Origin of the sequence: Streptomyces sp. NPDC091280, from assembly GCF_044768565.1 — a bacterium.
GTDB lineage: Bacteria > Actinomycetota > Actinomycetes > Streptomycetales > Streptomycetaceae > Streptomyces.
Genome location: NZ_JBIVUZ010000011.1, coordinates 150,400 through 169,760, shown reverse-complemented (window position 1 = coordinate 169,760; position 19,361 = coordinate 150,400). Strand labels below are relative to the sequence as shown.

General features: G+C 72.1%; 18 protein-coding genes. 8 read left to right on the top strand and 10 right to left on the bottom strand.

The genetic code is table 11. From position 1 onward, the window contains the following. Window positions 1-299: 299 nt before the first annotated feature. From pepN to ACIQPR_RS31420, 4 genes are all read right to left on the bottom strand, one after another. A complete protein-coding gene (gene pepN / locus ACIQPR_RS31435; RefSeq protein ID WP_403655135.1) occupies window positions 300-2,783 on the bottom strand; it encodes an aminopeptidase N in 2,484 nt (827 codons plus the stop codon). A 56-nt stretch (window positions 2,784-2,839) separates the two neighbouring features. Further along, window positions 2,840-3,340, bottom strand: a complete 501-nt coding sequence (locus tag ACIQPR_RS31430) for a two-component system response regulator (protein WP_403655133.1) — start codon at window positions 3,338-3,340, stop codon at window positions 2,840-2,842. A 153-nt stretch (window positions 3,341-3,493) separates the two neighbouring features. Then, complete coding sequence (locus ACIQPR_RS31425) at window positions 3,494-3,844, bottom strand: chorismate mutase (protein ID WP_403655131.1); 351 nt, start codon at window positions 3,842-3,844, stop codon at window positions 3,494-3,496. 34 nt (window positions 3,845-3,878) lie between these two features. Beyond that, the gene (locus ACIQPR_RS31420; protein WP_403655129.1) at window positions 3,879-4,778 is read right to left on the bottom strand and encodes a helix-turn-helix domain-containing protein; all 900 of its coding nucleotides are present in this window, start codon (window positions 4,776-4,778) and stop codon (window positions 3,879-3,881) included. Window positions 4,779-4,873: 95 nt separating this feature from the next. Here ACIQPR_RS31420 and ACIQPR_RS31415 point away from each other — a divergent pair, with 95 nt between their 5' ends. Together ACIQPR_RS31415 and ACIQPR_RS31410 are read left to right on the top strand one after the other, a co-directional pair. Next, window positions 4,874-6,637 carry a beta-galactosidase family protein gene (locus ACIQPR_RS31415; RefSeq protein ID WP_403655127.1) on the top strand — a complete coding sequence of 588 codons (1,764 nt, stop codon included), beginning with the start codon at window positions 4,874-4,876 and terminating at the stop codon, window positions 6,635-6,637. A 49-nt stretch (window positions 6,638-6,686) separates the two neighbouring features. Then, window positions 6,687-7,568, top strand: coding sequence for a hypothetical protein (locus tag ACIQPR_RS31410; RefSeq protein ID WP_403655125.1), 882 nt, complete (start codon window positions 6,687-6,689; stop codon window positions 7,566-7,568). A gap of 108 nt (window positions 7,569-7,676) precedes the next feature. Here ACIQPR_RS31410 and ACIQPR_RS31405 read toward each other — a convergent pair whose 3' ends face one another. Further along, window positions 7,677-8,582, bottom strand: a complete 906-nt coding sequence (locus tag ACIQPR_RS31405; RefSeq protein WP_403655123.1) for an SDR family oxidoreductase — start codon at window positions 8,580-8,582, stop codon at window positions 7,677-7,679. A 3-nt stretch (window positions 8,583-8,585) separates the two neighbouring features. Further along, entirely contained in the window at window positions 8,586-9,356 is a 771-nt protein-coding gene (locus tag ACIQPR_RS31400; RefSeq protein ID WP_403655121.1) for an SDR family oxidoreductase, read from the bottom strand. A gap of 85 nt (window positions 9,357-9,441) precedes the next feature. On the opposite strand from ACIQPR_RS31400, the gene ACIQPR_RS31395 reads away from it, so the two are divergent. The 4 genes from ACIQPR_RS31395 to ACIQPR_RS31380 are packed head-to-tail and all read left to right on the top strand — an operon-like array spanning window position 9,442 to window position 12,848. Continuing rightward, window positions 9,442-10,209 carry an enoyl-CoA hydratase family protein gene (locus ACIQPR_RS31395; RefSeq protein WP_403655119.1) on the top strand — a complete coding sequence of 256 codons (768 nt, stop codon included), beginning with the start codon at window positions 9,442-9,444 and terminating at the stop codon, window positions 10,207-10,209. Then, a complete protein-coding gene (locus ACIQPR_RS31390) occupies window positions 10,202-11,053 on the top strand; it encodes a CoA transferase subunit A (RefSeq protein WP_403655117.1) in 852 nt (283 codons plus the stop codon). Before ACIQPR_RS31395 ends, ACIQPR_RS31390 begins: the two co-directional genes overlap by 8 nt. Continuing rightward, window positions 11,050-11,796, top strand: coding sequence for a CoA-transferase subunit beta (locus ACIQPR_RS31385; RefSeq protein WP_403655115.1), 747 nt, complete (start codon window positions 11,050-11,052; stop codon window positions 11,794-11,796). Before ACIQPR_RS31390 ends, ACIQPR_RS31385 begins: the two co-directional genes overlap by 4 nt. Beyond that, a complete protein-coding gene (locus tag ACIQPR_RS31380) occupies window positions 11,796-12,848 on the top strand; it encodes an NAD(P)H-dependent flavin oxidoreductase (protein WP_403655113.1) in 1,053 nt (350 codons plus the stop codon). Before ACIQPR_RS31385 ends, ACIQPR_RS31380 begins: the two co-directional genes overlap by 1 nt. Before the next feature lie 60 nt (window positions 12,849-12,908). Here the strand turns inward: ACIQPR_RS31380 and ACIQPR_RS31375 are convergent, their stop codons facing one another. From ACIQPR_RS31375 to ACIQPR_RS31365, 3 genes are read right to left on the bottom strand one after another with little or no spacing between them, the layout of a single operon-like run. Continuing rightward, complete coding sequence (locus tag ACIQPR_RS31375; RefSeq protein WP_403655111.1) at window positions 12,909-14,066, bottom strand: acetyl-CoA C-acetyltransferase; 1,158 nt, start codon at window positions 14,064-14,066, stop codon at window positions 12,909-12,911. Window positions 14,067-14,092: 26 nt separating this feature from the next. Continuing rightward, on the bottom strand, window positions 14,093-14,704 hold the full coding sequence (locus ACIQPR_RS31370; protein WP_403655109.1) for a TetR/AcrR family transcriptional regulator: 612 nt from the start codon (window positions 14,702-14,704) through the stop codon (window positions 14,093-14,095). A 39-nt stretch (window positions 14,705-14,743) separates the two neighbouring features. After that, window positions 14,744-15,532, bottom strand: a complete 789-nt coding sequence (locus tag ACIQPR_RS31365; protein WP_403655107.1) for an SDR family oxidoreductase — start codon at window positions 15,530-15,532, stop codon at window positions 14,744-14,746. A gap of 48 nt (window positions 15,533-15,580) precedes the next feature. On the opposite strand from ACIQPR_RS31365, the gene ACIQPR_RS31360 reads away from it, so the two are divergent. Both ACIQPR_RS31360 and ACIQPR_RS31355 read left to right on the top strand, forming a co-directional pair. Then, window positions 15,581-16,720, top strand: coding sequence for an acyl-CoA dehydrogenase family protein (locus ACIQPR_RS31360; RefSeq protein ID WP_403655105.1), 1,140 nt, complete (start codon window positions 15,581-15,583; stop codon window positions 16,718-16,720). Then, window positions 16,720-17,691, top strand: coding sequence for an acyl-CoA dehydrogenase family protein (locus ACIQPR_RS31355; RefSeq protein ID WP_403655103.1), 972 nt, complete (start codon window positions 16,720-16,722; stop codon window positions 17,689-17,691). Before ACIQPR_RS31360 ends, ACIQPR_RS31355 begins: the two co-directional genes overlap by 1 nt. Here the strand turns inward: ACIQPR_RS31355 and ACIQPR_RS31350 are convergent. Next, window positions 17,666-19,315, bottom strand: coding sequence for a cytochrome bc complex cytochrome b subunit (locus ACIQPR_RS31350; protein ID WP_403655101.1), 1,650 nt, complete (start codon window positions 19,313-19,315; stop codon window positions 17,666-17,668). The genes ACIQPR_RS31355 and ACIQPR_RS31350 overlap by 26 nt on opposite strands. Window positions 19,316-19,361 lie beyond the last annotated feature (46 nt).

The following is a 19,361-nucleotide window of genomic DNA, read 5'->3' as shown; positions in this document are numbered from 1 at the left end:
GTGAGTTCCAGCTTGGACTCAGGTGGGTCGGCGCGCCCGGGAAGTACAACGATCAGAACCCGAAAGTGTTGTGTGCACGCGGGCGGCGGGTCACCGGAAGTCGTCCGCGTGGTCCCGCGCCCAAGCGGCGAACGGGCGGCCTACGTTGCCGGTGGCGCCGATCGCCGCGATCACGGGGAGTCCTCCCGGGCCGACCGTCCTCGGCGGCATCGAGCCCGGGAAGGACGGTCGGCCCGCCGCGTCGTCGGCAGGAAGGAGGTGGGCCGGTGGTGGCCCGGTGGTGGCGCAGGTCCGGGGGCCTACGCCTGGCGGACCTTCAACGCCCGTGCCAGGTCGTCGAGTTGGTCGACGAGCTTGCGGCGCAGGGACGGGATGGGGTCGGCGGTGCGCAGGCATTCCTCGCCGAGGCGGAGGGTCTCGGGGTCCACGGCGTGGGTGGGGAAGGCCCAGCGGCCGGCGGCGTCGGCCATGGCGGGGCCCCGGCGGGCGGCGAGGGCGACGGCGTCCTGGTAGAAGCGCGGCACGTACTCCCGTACGAGATCGGCCTGTTCGGGCTGCCAGAAGCCCTGGGCGGTGGCGGTGAAGAGGTAGTTGGAGAGGTTGTCGTCGGTGAACATCGCCTCCCAGGCCGTGCGCTTGGCCTCGGGGTCGGGGAGGGCGGCGCGGCAGCGGGCGGCGCCCTCCTGGCCGGTGGCGGAGGGGTCGCGCTCCGACTCGGCGGTGATCGCGGTCTCGTCGACGGCGCCGAGGACGGCGAGGCGGCTCAGGACGCGCCAGCGCAGCTCGGGGTCGAGCTCGGGGCCGCCGGGGACGGTGCCTTCGGCGAGCCAGGCGGCGATGGTGTCGGGGTGGGCGGCGACGTCGATGAGGTGGCGTACGGCGATGAGGCGCAGGCCGGGGTTGGAGCCGTCCTCGGTGCGGCGCAGCAGGTCGCGGCAGAGGGCGGTGAGGGTGGCGAGGGCGACCGGGCGGGCCTCGGGGGTGAGGTAGCGGTCGGTGACCTGGGCGGAGGCGAAGGCGAGGACGCCCTGGACGAGGGCGAGGTCGGTCTCGTGCGGGAGGTGGGCGCGGGCGGCGTCCAGGTAGGCGGAGGGCGGGAGTTGGCCGTCGCGGACGGCGTCCCGCAGCGCGTTCCACACGACCGCGCGGGTGAGGGGTTCGGGGAGACCGGCCAGGCCGGTGCGGACGGCTTCGGCGGAGTCGGGGTCGAAGCGGACCTTGGCGTAGGTGAGGTCGCCGTCGTTGAGGAGGAGCAGGGCGGGGCGCTTGCCCAGCGGCTGGGGTTCGCTCTGCGGGATGTCGAGGTCGATGCGTTCGCGCAGGACGAGTCGGCCGGTGTCGCCGAGGTCCGGGTCGTAGAGGCCGACGGCGATGCGGTGGGGGCGGCTGCCGGCGCGGTCGACGGTGAGGGTGTGGGTGCCGTCGTCGGCGCGGGTGACGGTGGGGGTGAGGGTGTCGACGCCGGTGGTGCGCAGCCAGGCGTCGGCCCAGGCGTGGACGTCGCGTTCGGTGCCGGAGGCCAGGGAGTCGATGAAGTCGGCGAGGGTGGCGTTGGCGAACTTGTGGCGGGCGAAGTGGGTGTTGATGCCGGCGAGGAAGTCCTTCTCGCCGAGCCAGGCCACCAGTTGCCGCAGCGCGGAGGCGCCCTTGGCGTAGGAGATGCCGTCGAAGTTGAGGAGGGCGGAGGCGGTGTCGTCAACGTTCTCGGGGGCGACGGGGTGGGTGGAGGGGCGCTGGTCGGCGTCGTAGCCCCAGGCCTTGCGGACGACGCCGAAGTCGGTCCAGGTGTCGGTGAAGCGGGTGGCTTCGGTGAGGGTCTGGTAGCCCATGTACTCGGCGAAGGACTCGTTCAGCCAGATGTCGTCCCACCACTGGAGGGTGACGAGGTCGCCGAACCACATGTGGGCCATCTCGTGGGCGATGACCATGCCGCGGGTCTGGCGCTCGGTGTCGGTGACGGCGGAGCGGTAGACGAACTCGTCGCGGAAGGTGACCAGTCCGGGGTTCTCCATGGCGCCGGCGTTGAACTCGGGGACGAAGGCCTGGTCGTAGGAGTCGAAGGGGTAGGGCTCCTCGAACTTCTCGTGGTAGCGGTCGTAGCACTGGCGGGTGATGTCGAGGATCTCCTCGGCGTCCGCGTCGAGGTGGGGGGCGAGGGAGCGGCGGCAGTGGATGCCGAAGGGCAGTCCGCGGTGTTCGGTGCGCACGGAGTGCCAGGGGCCGGCGGCGACGGCGACGAGGTAGGTGGAGATCCGGGGGGTGGTGGCGGCCTGCCAGCGGCCTTCGCCGAGGTGTTCGGTGATGCCGTTGGCGAGGACGGTCCAGCCTTCGGGGGCGGTCACGGTGAGGTCGAAGACGGCCTTGAGGTCGGGCTGGTCGAAGGCGGCGAAGACGCGCTGGACGTCGTCCATGAAGAGCTGGGTGTAGAGGTAGGTCTCGCCGTCGGTGGGGTCCGTGAAGCGGTGCATGCCCTCGCCGGTGCGGGAGTAGCGCATGCGGGCGTCGACGCGCAGTTCGTGCTCGCCTGCGGTGAGGGCGGGCAGCGGGAGCCGGTTCTCGACGAGGTGCTCGGGGTCGAGGGGGTGGCCGTCGAGGGTGACGGAGCGCAACTCGGCGGGCTTGAGTTCGACGAAGGTGTCCGCGTCGGCACGAGCGGTGAACGCGATGACGGTGCGGGAGTCGAAGGTGTCTTCGCCCGTGGTCAGATCGAGTTCGATCGTGTAGCGGTGGACGTCGAGGAGCCTGGCACGGGTCTGCGCTTCGTCGCGCGTCAGTACGGACATGGTGGACATGCTGCCTGATGGCACTGACATGGCACAGGGGAGGTCCGTTACGCGGCCTATGTCCGGTCGAGTGCGGGGGTGAGGGTCGAGTCGGGGGCAGGGTCGGGGTTCGGGTCCGGTGGATCCTTGAGGAGGGCGCGCAGTTCGCGGATCTCCTGTTCCAGGGCCAGGTGGCGCTGGTGGGCGTCGTAGAGGTAGCGGATCTTGGTGCGCAGGGTCCAGGGGTCGACGGGTTTGGTGATGAGGTCGGCGACGCCGAGGGAGAAGGCGGCGGCGGTCAGTTCGGGGTCGAGGCCGAAGCCGGTGAGGAGGACCACGGGGATGTACTGGGTCTGTTCGAGGCGGCGCAGATAGCGGACCACGTCCAGGCCGCTGACGCCGGGCATGCGCACATCGAGCAGGAGCAGGCCGACCGGGCCGCGGAGCACCTGCTTGAGCGCCTCGTCGCCACTGGTGGCCCGGGCGAGCCGGTGACCCAGCGGCGCGAGGGCGCTCTCCAGCGCGTACAGCGTGTCCTCATGGTCGTCGACGATGAGGATCCTGGCATCCGACGGCATGACCCGAGGTCCCTCCCGCGTGGGACGACCAGCTTATGGCGCAGGTGCTGACGGGGTGTGCCCGTCGGCTGACGAGGAGTGCACATGCAGGCGCACAGCGCAGCATCGCCCCGAACGGACCCCGCTGTCACGCCCCCTACGGGTCCGCGGGGGTCAGTTCGCCGTGGGTGAACCGCCGTTCACGGTGTCCTCCGCGATGCGCTCGTGGTGCCGGATCACCTCGGCGATGATGAAGTTGAGGAACTTCTCAGCGAACGCCGGGTCCAGCTTGGCGCTTTCGGCCAGGGTGCGCAGCCGCTCGATCTGGCGGGCCTCGCGGGCCGGGTCGGCGGGCGGCAGCCGGTGGGTGGCCTTGAGGAAGCCGACCTGCTGGGTGGCCTTGAAGCGTTCGGCGAGCATGTGGACGACGGCCGCGTCGATGTTGTCGATGCTGTCGCGCAGCCTGGTCAGTTCCTCGCGCACGGCGGGGTCGACGTCACCGGTCGCGTTGTTGCTGGTGGTCATGGGCGACCACCCTACGGGGCGGGCGCCCGCCCGATCATCCGGCCTCCGTGGCGTGCGCCCACCCGATCGTCGGCGGATCGGCCGGATCGGGCACCTGGTCGCTCCAGCCGCCGGGGACGGTACGGCCCTGCTGGGCGCGGAAGCGGACCGGGGGCGTGCCGACGCGGCGGGTGAACAGGCGGGAGAAGTAGGCGGGGTCGTCGTAGCCGACCCGGCGGGCGACGGCGGCGACGGGCAGTTCGGTGGCGGCGAGGAGTTCCTTCGCGCGCCCCAGGCGGATGCCCAGGAGGTAGTCCTTGGGGCTGCATCCGGCGCCCCTGCGGACGGCGGTGCGCAGGGCGGCGGGGGTCATGCCGTGCCGGGCCGCGTGGTCGGCGACGGTCAGCGGGAGGCAGGCGTCGCGGGCCAGGGCCTGGAGGACCGGGTCGCCGTCCGGGGCGAGGTCGGCGCGGGCCCGGCGCAGGGCCACCAGCAGCTCGTGGACGGCAGCGCCCGTCTCCACCTCCAGGAGGGGGTTCCCGCGCCGCGCGGCACGGGCCATGCGCCCGATGACCGCGCGGGGTCCGCTCGCGTCCGAGAGGGCCACCACGGGCCGCTCCGGCTCGATGTAGCCGAGTTCGGTGTACGTCGCCGTCGCGGGCCCGGTGAAGTCGACGAAGCCCTCGTCCCAGCCGGTGCCGGGGTCGGGCGCGTAGTGGTGGGGCACTCCGGGGGTGAGCCACAGCAGCGCGGGCGCGGTGACGGTCGTACGGCGTCCGTCCGGGGTGAGGTACCAGCCGCCGCCCGCGCTGATCACCACGGCCACGTGGTGGTCGAGGGTGCGGGGGCCGACCGTGGGCAGTTCGCCGTACTGGAGGCCGACGCCGAGGCAGGCGAGGCCGAGGCGGTGGTGGGCGGGCGTGGGCGTGAAGAACCGCATCCAGGTGTGGTACACCGGCGCCCCCTCACGCATTGCCCGGTCTGCTGCGTCCAAGTAGAGGCGATCTTTGTCCATGGACGTGATCGCCGCCAAGAGGGGAGAGTCGGGGCATGAGCGAGTTCACCGTGGGCGACAGGGACTTTCTGCTGGACGGGCGGCCGGTGCGGCTGCTGTCCGGGGCGCTGCACTACTTCCGCGTGCACGAGGCGCAGTGGGGGCACCGGCTGGCGATGCTGCGGGCGATGGGCCTCAACTGCGTGGAGACGTACGTCCCGTGGAACCTGCACGAGCCGGCGCCGGGCGACTTCCGGGACGTGGAGGCGCTGGGCAGGTTCCTGGACGCGGCCCGGGAGGCGGGCCTGTGGGCGATCGTGCGCCCGGGGCCGTACATCTGCGCCGAGTGGGAGAACGGCGGGCTCCCGCACTGGCTGACGGGCGAGCTGGGGCCACGCGCGCGTACCCGTGACGCACGCTTCATGGAGCACCTGGAGCGCTGGTTCGGCCGGCTGCTGACCGAGGTGGTGCCCCGCCAGCTCGACCGCGGCGGCCCGGTGATCATGGTGCAGGTCGAGAACGAGTACGGCAGCTACGGCTCCGACACGGCCTATCTGCGGCAGGTGGAGGCGCTGTTGCGCGACCAGGGGGTCACGGCCGCGCTGTGCACCTCGGACGGGCCCGAGGACCACATGCTGGGCGGCGGCTCCCTTCCCGGTGTCCTGGCGACGGTGAATTTCGGGTCCCACGCGCGCGTGGCCTTCGAGACGCTGCGTGCCTTCCGCGCGGAGGGGCCGCTGATGTGCATGGAGTTCTGGTGCGGCTGGTTCGACCACTGGGGCGGCGAGCACGTCGTCCGTGCCGCCGAGGACGCGGCCTCGGCGCTGCGCGAGATCCTGGAGTGCGGCGCCTCCGTCAACGTCTACATGGCTCACGGCGGCACCAACTTCGCCGGCTGGGCGGGCGCCAACCGGGGCGGCGGCGCGCTGCACGAGGGCCCGTTGGAGCCCGATGTGACGTCCTACGACTACGACGCCCCGATCGACGAGTACGGCCGCCCCACGGAGAAGTTCTGGCGCCTGCGCGAGGTGTTCGCCGAGTACGCCGACACCCCGCCGCCCGAAGTGCCGCCCGCGCCGCCGGTGTTGGGCCGTGCGGGCGAGGTGGTCCTGACCGGCTGGGCGTCCCTCGCCGACGTGCTGGAGGCACGCGGCGGCCCGGAGCACACGGACCCGGTCCCGCCCACCTTCGAGGAACTGGACGTCGACCGGGGTCTCGTCCGCTACGCGGTGACCGTGCCGGGACCGCGCGCCCCGTATCCGCTCACCGCGCGGGGGCTGCGGGACCTGGCGGTGGTGTACGTCGACGGGGAGCGCGCCGGGATCCTCACGGAGGGCGACGAGCAGCTCAAGGAGCCCGTCGCCGGGCACGCGCGCGTGGAGCTGTGGGTGGAGTCCCTGGGGCGGGCCAACTACGGACCCCGGCTCGGGGAGCCGAAGGGCGTCACCGGGGGCCTGCTGCACGAGCGCCAGTACCTGCACGACGTACGCGCGCGTGGCCTGCGGCTGGACGCGCTCGACGCGCCGGAGGACATCGACGGGTTGCCGCTGGGGGCGCTGCCCCCGGGTGACTCCCCCGGCCTGTACCGGGGCACCGTCGAGGTGCGGGGCGCCGGCGACGCCGTACTCGAACTGCCGGGCTGGACGCGGGGGTTCGTGTGGGTCAACGGGTTCAACCTGGGACGCTACTGGTCGGCCGGACCGCAACGGGAGCTGTACGTCCCCGGGCCCGTGCTGCGGGAAGGCGTGAACGACGTGTGGGTGCTGGAGCTCCAGGAGCGGGCGGCGGACACGTCGGCCCTACTGCTGCGGGCGGTGTGAGCGCCTAGAGTGGAGAACAGGTCGGGGGGCGTCTTTGGGGGTTGTGGACGTGGCGGACGACGGACCGGTCGAGCACGGGTACCCGCACCTGGACACGGTGCGGGACTCCATCACCGCGCTCTACAAGCGCCTGTCCTACGACACCGTCCAGATGTTCGCGACCAGTGTGGCCCCCGTCGACGTGGCGTTCTGCGACACGGACGACCTGCATCTGGGGGCGCAGCGGGTGGCCCGGGAGATGGTGCGGCACTACCGGCTCCCGGATGCCCGGCTGATCGTCGGCTTCCGGGAGATGACGCACGCGGCGAACGTCGAACTCACCGCCGGGCCCGAGTACTTCGTGGAGCTGAACGACCGGTTCCGCACCCATCGCCGGGACATCGGCGCGGCGCTCGCGCACGAGGTGATGCACGTCTATCTGCACCGCCTGGACCTGTCGTTCCCCGGCACCCGGGAGAACGAGATCCTCACGGACACGGCGGCGACGTATCTGGGGGCGGGGTGGCTGCTGCTGGACGCGTACCGGGAGGACTCGGCGTCCTCGCAGAAGCTCGGGTATCTCACGCCGGAGGAGTTCGGGTACGTGCTCGCCAAGCGGGCGCTGGTCTTCGGTGAGGACCCCTCGGTGTGGTTCACGAGTCCGCAGGCCTACACGGCGTACGTCAAGGGCATGGAGCAGGCCCGGCGGGACGAGCAGCAGCCTCCGCTGACGGCGGCGGGGTGGGCGGGGCGGCGGCGCTACGCCCACGACCGGCGGCACGGGCCCGGCGACCGGAAAGGGGTGCCGTACGCCTTCAGCGGGGACGGGCACGGGAGTCTGCGGGTGTCGTTCCCGTGCCCCACCTGTCATCAGCGGATCAGGGTGCCGGTGCGGGGACGGGTACGGGCCCGGTGCTCCTTGTGCCGGACGGTGCTGGAGTGCGACACCTAGGCCTGCGACACCTGGGCCTGCGACGCCCAGGCCTGCACCATCCAGGCCTGCGACCCCCAAGCCGGTGCACCGCCCCGGGGGTCGGCCCCCGGACCCGGCCCGTGCGCGCTACGCCCCGTACACCGCCCCCGGAACCTCCGCCTCCGCCAGCAGTTTCAGCACCGTCTCCCCCGCCTCCCCCGCACTCCACCGCGCGCCCTTGTCCGCGCTCGGGCCCGCCCGCCAGCCCTCCATCACGGTGATGCGCCCGCCCTCCGTCTCGAAGACCCGGCCCGTGACCCCGGCGCTCGCGGCCGAGCCCAGCCACACCACCAAGGGTGAGACGTTCTCGGGGGCCATCGCGTCGAAACCGGAGTCGGGGGCCGTCATCGTCTCGGCGAAGGTGTGTTCCGTCATGCGGGTGCGGGCCGCGGGGGCTATCGCGTTGACCTGGACGCCGTAGCGGGCGAGTTCGGCCGCCGCGACGAGGGTGAGGCCGACGATGCCGGCCTTGGCGGCGCTGTAGTTGCCCTGGCCGACCGAGCCCAACAGGCCCGCTCCGCTGCTGGTGTTGATGATCCGGGCGGTGGGGGTACGGCCCGCCTTGGACTCGGCGCGCCAGTGTGCGGCGGCGTGTTTCAGGGGCAGGAAGTGGCCTTTGAGGTGGACGCGCAGCACCGCGTCCCAGTCGTCCTCGTCGAGGTTGACGAGCATGCGGTCGCGCAGGTAACCGGCGTTGTTGACCAGGGTGTCGAGCCGGCCGTAGGTCTCCAGGGCGGTCGTGACCAGGGACGCGGCGCCGGGGCCGGTGGCGATGTCGGCGCCGTGGGCCACCGCTTCGCCGCCCGCCGCGCGGATCTCCGCGACGACCTGTGCGGCGGGGCTGTCGGGGTCCGGGGTGCCGTCGAGGCCGACGCCGAGGTCGTTGACGACGACCCTGGCGCCCTCGGCGGCGAAGGCGAGGGCGTGGGCGCGGCCCAGGCCCCGGCCCGCGCCGGTGACGACGACGACCCGGCCGTCGCAGAGAGCACTCATGTCTCATGTCTCCTTTCGTGCCGCCTTGTTGGCGGTCGCCGCGTCCAGGAAGGCCGGTCGTTCCCCGCCCCCGTGGAGCAGGAGGCTCGCGCCGCTGACGTAGGCGGCGGCGGGGGAGGCGAGGAAGAGAGCCGCCGCGCCCACGTCGGCCGGGTCGGCGAGGCGGCCGAGCGGAACCGTGCGGGAGACGGCCGCGACGGCGTCCTCGCCGCCGTAGTGCAGGTGGGACGACTCGGTGTGGACCATGCCGACGACGAGGGTGTTGACGCGGATGTCCGGCGCCCACTCCACCGCCATCGAGCGGGCCAGGTTCTCCAGTCCGGCCTTGGCCGCCCCGTACGCCGCCGAGCCGGGCGAGGGGCGGCTGCCGCTGACGCTGCCGATCATCACGACCGAGCCCTTGGTCCGCCTGAGGTGTTCGTAGGCGGCGAGGGAGGCGGTGAGCGGGGCGAGGAGGTTCAACTCGATGATCCGCGCGTGCCGTTCGGCCTCCGCCTCGACGAGGGGGCGGTAGGGCGCGCCGCCCGCGTTGTTGACGAGGACGTCGAGTCGGGGCAGGGCGGCGAAGAACTCCCGTACGGCGTCCGGGTCCCGGAGGTCCAGGGGCCTGAACTCCGTTCCCTCGACAGGCTGTTCGGGGGGTCTGCGCGCGCAGGTCAGCACCTCGGCACCGGCGTTGGCGAAGGCCCGCGCGATACCGGCGCCGACGCCCCGGGTGCCCCCGGTGACGAGGACGGTTCGCCCGGCCGGCCACCGCTCGTGCGAGTTGTCCACAGGGCCTCCCGCTCTGAATCCCCGGCTGCTAGCTTCGAGGCATCGCACCTAACAAATGTTTGGTGGAAAGGTAGCTGATGCGTCCATGGGTGTCTCCACCTCCTCCGTGAAAAAGGGGCCCGAGAAAGACGGTGTCGTGGTCGTCACGGTCGACCACCCGCCGGTGAACGCGCTGCCGGTGGACGGCTGGTTCGCGCTGGCCGACGCCGTGCGCGCGGCGGGCCGCGACCCCGCCGTGCGCTGTGTGGTGCTGGCGGCCGAGGGGCGGGGCTTCAGCGCGGGCGTGGACATCAAGGAGATACAGGCGCGCGGGCAGTCGGCCCTGGTCGGGGTGAACCGCGGCTGTTTCGAGGCCTTCGCCGCGGTGTACGAGTGCGAGGTGCCCGTGGTGGCGGCCGTGCAGGGCTTCTGTCTGGGCGGGGGCATCGGGCTGGTGGGGAACGCGGACGCGATCGTGGCGAGCGAGGACGCCACCTTCGGGCTGCCCGAGCTGGACCGGGGCGCGCTCGGTGCGGCCACGCATCTGGCCCGGCTGGTCCCCCAGCATCTGATGCGTGCCCTGTACTACACCTCGCGCACCGCGACGGCGGCCGAGCTGCACGCGCACGGCTCGGTCTGGCGGGTCGTACCGCGCGCCGGACTGCTGCCCGCCGCACTGGAGTTGGCGGCCGAGATAGCCGCCAAGGACGGCGAGCTGATCCGGCTCGCCAAGTCCGCGATCAACGGCATCGACCCCGTCGACGTCCGCCGCAGCTACCGCTTCGAGCAGGGCTTCACCTTCGAGGCGAACGTCAGCGGGGTGGCCGACCGGGTCCGTGACACCTTCGGGAAGGAGGGTGCCGAACGTGGCTGACAAGACGATGACCGCCGACGAGGTCGTCTCCCGGCTGACGAGCGGCATGACCCTGGGCATCGGCGGCTGGGGCTCCCGGCGCAAGCCGATGTCACTGGTCAGAGCGCTGCTGCGGAGCGACATCGGCGATCTCACCCTGGTCTCCTACGGCGGCCCGGACGTCGGGATGCTGGTGGCGGCCGGCCGGGTCCGCAGACTGGTGGCGCCCTTCGTCACCCTCGACTCCATTCCGCTGGAACCGCACTACCGGGCGGGGCGCGAGCGCGGGGAGTTCGAGCTGACCGAGGTCGACGAGGGCATGTTCATGTGGGGCCTGCGCGCGGCGGCGAACCGGCTGCCGTTCCTGCCGGTGCGCGCGGGTGTCGGCTCGGACGTCATGCGGGTCAACCCCGGCCTGCGGACGGTCACTTCGCCCTACGACGACGGCGAGACGTTCGTGGCGATGCCCGCGCTGCGCCTGGACGCGGCCCTCGTGCACGTCAACCGGGCCGACCGGCTGGGCAACGGGCAGTATCTGGGCCCGGACCCCTACTTCGACGACCTGTTCTGCGAGGCGGCGGACGCGGCCTACGTCTCCTGCGAACGGATCGTGGACACGGCCGAGTTGACGAAGGAGGCGGCACCCCAGTCCCTGCTCGTCAAGCGGCTGAACGTGACGGGGGTCGTCGAGGCGCCCGGCGGCGCGCACTTCACGTCGTGCGCCCCCGACCACGGCAGGGACGAGGAGTTCCAGCGGCTGTACGCGACGACACCCTGGGCGGAGTTCTCCGCGCGCTTCCTCACCGGTGACGAGGCGGACTACCTCTCGGCCGTGCGCGACTGGCAGGAGGAGGCGGGAGAATGACGGATCGACAGCCCACCGGGGTCTCGCGCTCCGAGTACTGCGTGATCGCCTGTGCCGAGGCGTGGCGCGACGCCGGGGAGATCCTGGCCAGCCCGATGGGGCTGATCCCCTCCGTCGGGGCCCGGCTCGCCCGGCTCACCTTCGCCCCGGACCTGCTGCTCACCGACGGCGAGGCCCTGCTGATCCGCCCCGACGGCACACCCGAGGGCTGGCTGCCCTACCGCCAGCATCTGGCCCTGGTGTCCGGCGGACGCCGGCACGTGATGATGGGCGCGAGCCAGATCGACCGCCACGGCAACCAGAACATCTCGTGCATCGGCGACTGGGCGCGCCCCAAGCGGCAGTTGCTCGGGGTGCGCGGAGCGCCGATCAACACGCTGAACAATCCGACGAGTTACTGGATACCCCGGCACTCGCCCCGGGTGTTCGTGGAGAAGGTCGACATGGTGTGCGGGGTGGGCTACGACCGGGTCGCCCAGCACCCGGGGACGGCCCGCTTCCACCGTATCCCCCGGGTCGTCTCCGACCTCGGCGTGTTCGACTTCCAGACGCCCGACCGCTCGATGCGGCTGGCCTCGCTGCATCCGGGCGTCACCGTCGAGCAGGTCGAGGAGGCGACCGGCTTCGCGCTGGTGATCCCGGACGAGGTGGCGCCGACCCGTGAACCCACCCCGGCGGAGCTGCGGTTGATCCGCGAGGTCATCGACCCGGCGGACACCCGCCGCAAGGAGGTGGCGGTCTGATGCAGACCGCGCTGACCAGACTGGTCGGGGTGCGGCATCCGATCGTGCAGACGGGGATGGGCTGGGTGGCGGGCCCGCGCCTGGTGTCGGCCACGGCGAACGCGGGCGCGCTGGGCATCCTGGCCTCCGCGACGATGGACACCGACCGGCTCCGGGAGGCGATCCGGGAGGTCAAGTCCCGTACGGGAGCGCCGTTCGGGGTGAATCTGCGGGCGGACGCGGCGGACGCGGGCGACCGGGTGCGGATCATGATCGAGGAGGGCGTACGGGTCGCGTCCTTCGCGCTCGCCCCGTCCGCCGAGCTGATCGCCGAGCTGAAGGAGGCGGGGGTGGTCGTGATCCCGTCGATCGGGGCGCGGCGGCACGCGGAGAAGGTGGCGGCCTGGGGCGCGGACGCGGTGATCGTGCAGGGCGGGGAGGGCGGCGGCCACACCGGGGAGGTGGCGACGACGGTGCTGCTGCCGCAGGTGGTGGACGCGGTGGACATACCGGTGGTGGCGGCGGGCGGCTTCTTCGACGGGCGGGGGCTGGTCGCGGCGCTGGCCTACGGCGCGGCCGGCGTCGCCATGGGCACCCGCTTCCTGCTCACCTCGGACTCGACGGTTCCGGACCCGGTGAAGGCGGCCTATCTGGCGGCGACGGTCAAGGACGTCACGGTCACGCGGGCGGTGGACGGCCTGCCGCACCGGATGCTGCGGACGGAACTGGTCGACGCCCTGGAGCGCTCGGGCCGTACGCGGACCCTGTTCCAGGCGGTGCGGCGGGCGGCGGGCTTCCGCCGGCTGTCCGGTCTGACCTGGCGCCGGATGATCCGCGACGGCCTCGCCATGAAGCACGGGAAGGAGCTGACCTGGAGCCAGGTGCTGCTGGCCGCGAACACACCGATGCTGCTCAAGTCCTCGATGGTGGACGGCCGGACGGACCTCGGGGTGATGGCCTCCGGGCAGGTCGCCGGGGTGATCGAGGACCTGCCCTCGTGCGCGGAGCTGGTGGCGCGGGTGATGAAGGAGGCGGAGGAGGCGCTGTGGACACTGGTCAGGGCCGACTCCTGAACGGCCCACCAGTCCCACCGGTCCCGGCGGCGCCTTCGCCCCCTTCGACCCCGTCGGTCCTCAGAGCCGTTCGATGATCGTCACATTGGCCTGGCCGCCGCCCTCGCACATGGTCTGGAGGCCGAACCGGCCGCCGGTGCGCTCCAGTTCGTGCAGGAGGGTGGTCATCAGCTTGACGCCGGTCGCGCCCAGCGGGTGGCCCAGCGCGATGGCGCCGCCGTTGACGTTGACCCGCTCCGGGTCCGCGCCGGTCTCCTTCAGCCAGGCGAGGACGACGGGCGCGAAGGCCTCGTTGATCTCGACCAGGTCGATGGCGTCGATGGTCAGGCCGGTCTTCTTCAGGGCGTGGGCGGTGGCCGGGATCGGCGCCGAGAGCATCCGGATCGGGTCCTCGCCCCGGACCGAGAGGTGGTGGATGCGGGCGCGGGGCGTCAACCCGTGCTCGCGCACGGCCCGTTCGGAGGCGAGCAGCAGGGCCGCCGCGCCGTCGGAGACCTGGGAGGAGCAGGCGGCGGTGATGGTGCCGCCCTCGACGACCGGTTTCAGAGCGGCCATCTTCTCCAGCGAGGTGTCCCGGCGCGGGCCCTCGTCGACCGCGACCGGGCCGTAGGCGACCGTCTCGCGTTCGAAGCGGCCCTCGTCGATGGCGCGCAGGGCCCGCCGGTGGGAGCGCAGTGCGAACTCCTCCTGGTCCTGCCGGCTGATCCCCCACTTCGCGGCGATCATCTCGGCCCCGGCGAACTGGTTGACGGGCTGGGTGCCGTAGCGGGCGCGCCAGCCCTCGCTGCCCGCGAAGGGGCCGTCCGTGAGGCCGAGCGGGAGGGCGGCCTGCCGGGAGGCGAAGGCGATGGGGATGAGCGACATGTTCTGGGCCCCGCCCGCGACGACCAGGTCCTGGGTGCCGGAGAGCACGCCCTGGGCCGCGAAGTGCACGGCCTGCTGGGAGGACCCGCACTGCCGGTCCACCGTCACGCCCGGCACCTCCTCGGGCAGCCCGGCCGCCAGCCAGGCGGTCCGCGCGATGTCCCCGGCCTGCGGCCCCACCGCGTCCAGACACCCGAAGACGACGTCCTCGACGGCGGCGGGGTCGATCCCCGAGCGGGCGACCAGCTCCGTGAGCACATGCGCTCCGAGGTCGGCCGGATGGACCCCGCTCAGCCCTCCCTTGCGCCGCCCGACGGGTGTCCGGACCGCTTCGACGATGTAGGCCTCGGCCATGCCAACTCCCCAGACTCACGCTTCGGTTACGTGCGTACGGCGATCCCGTCCAGCACCATCGACAGGTACTGCCGGGCGATCTCCTCGGCGCTGTGCTGTCCGCCGGGCCGGTACCAGGACGCGGCGACCCACACCGTGTCGCGGACGAACCGGTAGGTGAGCCGGACGTCGAGGTCGGCCCGGAAGACCTGGGCGGCGACCCCGCGCTCCAGCGTGGACAGCCACGCCTTCTCGAACTTGCGCTGCGACTCGGCGAGGAACGCGAACCGCTCCTGCGCGACCAGGTGCTTGCTCTCCTTCTGGTAGATCGCGACGGCGGCGCGGTGCCGGTCGATCTCCCGGAACGACTCGGTGACCAGGGCCTCCAGGGTCTCGCGCGGCCCGAACCCGGCGTCCAGGACGGTGTCGTAGCCGCCCCAGAGCTCGTCGAGGAAGGTGCGCAGGATCTCCTCCAGCATCGATTCCTTGGAGTCGAAGTGGTAGTAGAGGCTGCCCGCGAGCATGCCCGCGTGGTCGGCGATCTTCCGTACGGTGGTGGCGTTGTAGCCCTGCTCGGCGAAGACCTCGGCCGCCGTGTCGAGGAGTTCACGGCGGCGGGCCGGGGCGGCGGTCACCGGGGGTTTCTTCTTGGTCGGCACGGATCCATTGTCGGGCCCCTCGGGCGGCTTCCTTCGCCGCTACGCACGCTGGCTGCTCACGGAGACGACCTCGCCGGTCATGTACGAGGAGTAGTCCGAGGCCAGGAACACGATCACGTTGGCCACCTCCCAGGGCTCCGCGTACCGCCCGAAGGCCTCGCGCGCGGTGAGGTCCGCGAGCAGTTCGGGGGTCGTCACCTTCACCAGGTGCGGGTGCATGGCGAGGCTCGGCGCGACCGCGTTGACCCGCACGCCGTACTCGGCGGCCTCGATCGCCGCGCACCGGGTCAGCGCCATCACGCCCGCCTTGGCCGCCGCGTAGTGCGCCTGTCCGGCCTGGGCGCGCCAGCCGACGACGGAGGCGTTGTTGACGATCACCCCGCCGCCCGCTCCGCGCATCGCGCGCAGGGCCGCCCGGGTGCAGCGGAAGGTGCCGTTCAACGTCACGTCCAGCACCTTCGACCACTGCTCGTCCGTCATGTCGACGAGGTCCGAAGTGCCGCCCAGACCGGCGTTGTTGACGACGACGTCCAGCCGTCCGTGGGCCGCGACGGCCGCGTCGAACAGCGCCCGCACCTGCGCCTCGTCGGTGACGTCGCACGGCAGCGCGGCGACCGCGTCCGCGCCGAACTCCCCGGCCAGCTCGGCCTCGTACTCCTTGAGCCGGCGCGCGTGCGCGTCGCTGATCAGCACGCGGGCGCCCTCCTGGAGGAAGCGGCGCGCGGTGGCGCCGCCGATCCCCGCGCCCGCGGCGGCGGTGACGACGGCGGTGCGCCCCGTCAGCAGCCCGTGCCCGGGGACGTATACCGGACTCTCGACGCCTGTCATACGGCCACGCTAACCTACCAAACACTTGTTAGGGAAGGACGGTTGCCGATGGACCTCGACTTCACTCCCGCCGAGGAGGCGTTCCGCGCCGAGGCCCGCGCCTGGCTGCGCGCGCAGGTGCCGGCCGTGCCGCTCCCCTCCCTGGAGACGAAGGAGGGCTTCGCCGCGCACCGCGCGTGGGAGGCGCGACTCGCCGCGGAGCGCTGGTCGGTGGTGTCCTGGCCCGAGGAGTACGGCGGGCGGGGCGCGGACATCGTGCGGTGGCTGCTGTTCGAGGAGGAGTACTACGCGGCGGGCGCGCCGGGCCGGGTCGGGCAGAACGGCATCAACCTGCTCGCCCCGACCCTCTTCGACCACGGCACACGGGAGCAACGCGCGCGCGTGCTGCCGGAGATGGCGACCGGCGAGGTGGTGTGGGCGCAGGCCTGGTCGGAGCCGGAGGCGGGTTCGGATCTGGCGTCGCTGACCTCGCGGGCGGTGCGCACGGGCGGGGGCTGGCTGCTGAGCGGGCAGAAGACCTGGTCCTCGCGGGCGGCCTTCGCGGACCGCGCGTTCGGCCTGTTCCGCAGCGAGCCGGACACCCCGAAGCCCCATCAGGGCCTGACCTACCTGATGTTCGACCTGCGCGCACCGGGCGTCACGGTCCGCCCGATCGGCCGCCTCGACGGCAGACCGGCCTTCGCGGAACTCTTCCTGGACGAGGTGTTCGTCCCCGACGAGGACGTGATCGGCGAACCGGGCCAGGGCTGGCGGGTGGCCATGTCGACCGCCGGAAACGAACGCGGTCTCACCCTCCGCTCCCCCGGCCGCTTCCTCGCCGCCGCCGACCGCCTCCTCAACCTCTGGCGGGCACAGGGCGGTTCACCGTCGACCCGGGACCGGGTGGCGGACGCGCTGATCGGGGCCCGCGCCTATCAGTTGTTCACCTACGCCAACGCGTCCCGTTTCCTCGACGGCGAGTCCATCGGCCCGGAGTCCAGCCCGAACAAGGTCTTCTGGTCCGAGTACGACATCGCCCTGCACGAGACGGCCCTCGAACTGCTCGGCCCGGACGGCGAGTCGGCGGACACCGACTGGGCCGAGGGATACGTCTTCGCCCTCGCGGGGCCCATCTACGCCGGTACGAACGAGATCCAGCGCGACATCATCGCCGAGCGCCTGCTCGGCCTGCCGAAGGGCCGCCGCTGATGCGTTTCCTCCTCGACCCCGAACAGCGGGCGTTCGCCGCCTCGTTGAACGCCATGCTGACCGCCGCGGACACCCCGTCGGTCGTACGGTCCTGGAGCCGCGGCGAGCACACGGGCGGGCGCGCGCTGTGGCGCCGTATCGCGGGGGCCGGGGTGTTCGCGCTCGCGGTGCCCGAAGCGTACGAGGGACTCGGTCCCCGGCCGGTCGAACTCGCCGTCGCGTTCGTGGAGTTGGGGCGGCACGCGGTCCCGGGACCGCTGGTGGAGACGGTGGCGGCAGCCGCGCTGCTGGGCGAACCCGGCCCGGCCAAGCGCCTGTTGCCCGCGCTGGCGGCGGGCGGGGCGATGGCCACGGCGGCGCCCGCCGGGTCGTACGCGCTGGACGGGGACGTGGCGACGGTCCGGCTGAGCTGGGACGGTGACGGGCTGCGGCTGGCGCCCGGCCACGACGGACCGGTACGGGCCTCCCTCGACCCCGCGCGCCGCCTCACCCGGCTGCTCCCCGGCGGTGAACTCCTCACCCCCGAGCCGCCGTTGGCGCACGCCCTCGTCTGGGCGCGGCTGGCCACCGCCGCCCAGGCCCTCGGTGTGGGCCTGGCACTGCTCGACAAGACCGTCGCCTACGTCAAGCAGCGGACCCAGTTCGGCGTGCCCATAGGCTCGTTCCAGGCCGTGAAGCACCAACTGGCCGACGCGAAGATCGCGTTGGAGTTCGCGCGTCCGCTGGTCCTCGGTGCCGCGCTGACCATGACGGAGGCGGACGTGGCCGCCGCGAAGGTCGCCGCGTGCGAGGCGGCGTACGCGACGGCCCGTACGGCGCTCCAGCTGCACGGCGCGATCGGCTACACCGCGGAGTACGACCTGTCCCTGTGGCTGACCAAGGCCCGTTGCCTGCTGGCGAGTTGGGGCGACCCGGGCGAGTGCCGGGCCGCCGTGCTCGCGGGGTTCAGTGGTGGTGATCGCCGCTGGTGAGTTCCCGGTACTCCTCCACCGTCGGTTTCGGGATGCGGGTCTCGGGGCCGAACATCGCCCTGGCGAGCCGGGCCCGCACCCGCTGACCGCCCTTGACCTGGCGCCGCACCCCGTTCCCGTCGACGAGCGGACCGATGGAGTACGGCGGTTCCTGCTCGTGCTGGGTGAGCCTGAACAGCTCGTCCCGCGCGAGGGGTTCGTGGACCTCGACGTACTCGCCGTGCGGCAGCATCTTGATGAGGCCGGACTCGCGGCCGTGCAGCACCTTGTCCCGGTCGCGGCGCTGGAGTCCCATGCAGACGCGTTTGGTGACGAGGAACGCGACCACCGGCATCACGAAGAACGAGATCCGTACGAACCACGTGATCGCGTTGATCGAGAGATGGAGGTGGGTGGCGACCACGTCGTTGCCGCCGCCGATCAGCAGCACGCCGTACAGGCTCAGCCAGGCCACGCCGAGTCCGGTGCGCACGGGCATGTTGCGCGGCCGGTCCAGGATGTGGTGTTCGCGCTTGTCGTCGGTGATCCACGCCTCGATGAACGGGTAGGCGCCGATGGCGGCGAGGATCAGCGGGAAGAGCGTGAAGGGGATGAAGACGCCCAACTCCAGTGTGTGGCCCCAGGCGTTGATCTCCCATCCCGGCATCACGCGGACGAGCCCCTCGGAGAAGCCGAGATACCAGTCGGGCTGCGCGCCGGTCGTCACCAGGTCGGGCCGGTACGGTCCGAAGGCCCACACGGGGTTGATGCTGGCGATCCCGCCCATGATGGCGAGCACCCCGAAGACGAGGAAGAAGAAGCCGCCCGCCTTGGCCATGTAGACGGGCAGGAAGGGCATGCCGACCACGGTCTTCTGGTCGCGGCCGGGCCCGGGGTACTGCGTGTGCTTGTGGTAGAAGACCAGGATCAGATGCGCGACGACCAGTCCCAGCATGATCCCCGGCAGCAGCAGGACATGGACGGGGAAGAGCCGCGAGATGATGTCGTGGCCCGGGAACTCCCCGCCGAACAGGAACATCGAGAGGTACGTCCCGACGATCGGCACGGACAGGATCGCGCCGTCCGCGAAGCGGATGCCGGTGCCGGACAGCAGGTCGTCTGGGAGCGAGTAGCCGGTCAGACCGGTGATGATGCCGAGGAACAACAGGGTCCAGCCGAACACCCAGTTGAGCTCGCGCGGCTTGCGGTAGGCGCCGGTGAAGAACACCCGCATCATGTGGATGAGCATGCCCGCGATGAAGACCACGGCCGCCCAGTGGTGGATCTGCCGGATCAGCAGTCCACCGCGCACGTCGAAGCTGATGTCGAGCGTGGACTCGAACGCCCGGGTCATCGGGATGCCGTTCAACGGCGTGTACGAGCCGTGGTAGATGACCTCGACACCGCTCGGCTCGAAGAACAGGGTGAGATAGATGCCGGTGAGGATCAGGACGATGAAGCTGTAGAGACAGATCTCCCCCAGCATGAAGGACCAGTGGTCCGGGAAGACCTTGCGCATATTGGCCTTGGCCAGCCCGTACAGGCCGAGCCGTCCGTCCGCCCAGTCGGCGAGCTTCTCTCCCTTGCCGGCCTCGCGCGGCCGTCCGGTGCCCACCGCTCCGTTCACCGATCGTGCGCCGTCCATATGGTGGCCGCCCTCCCGTCGGATCACCCAACAGGGTGTCACGGGG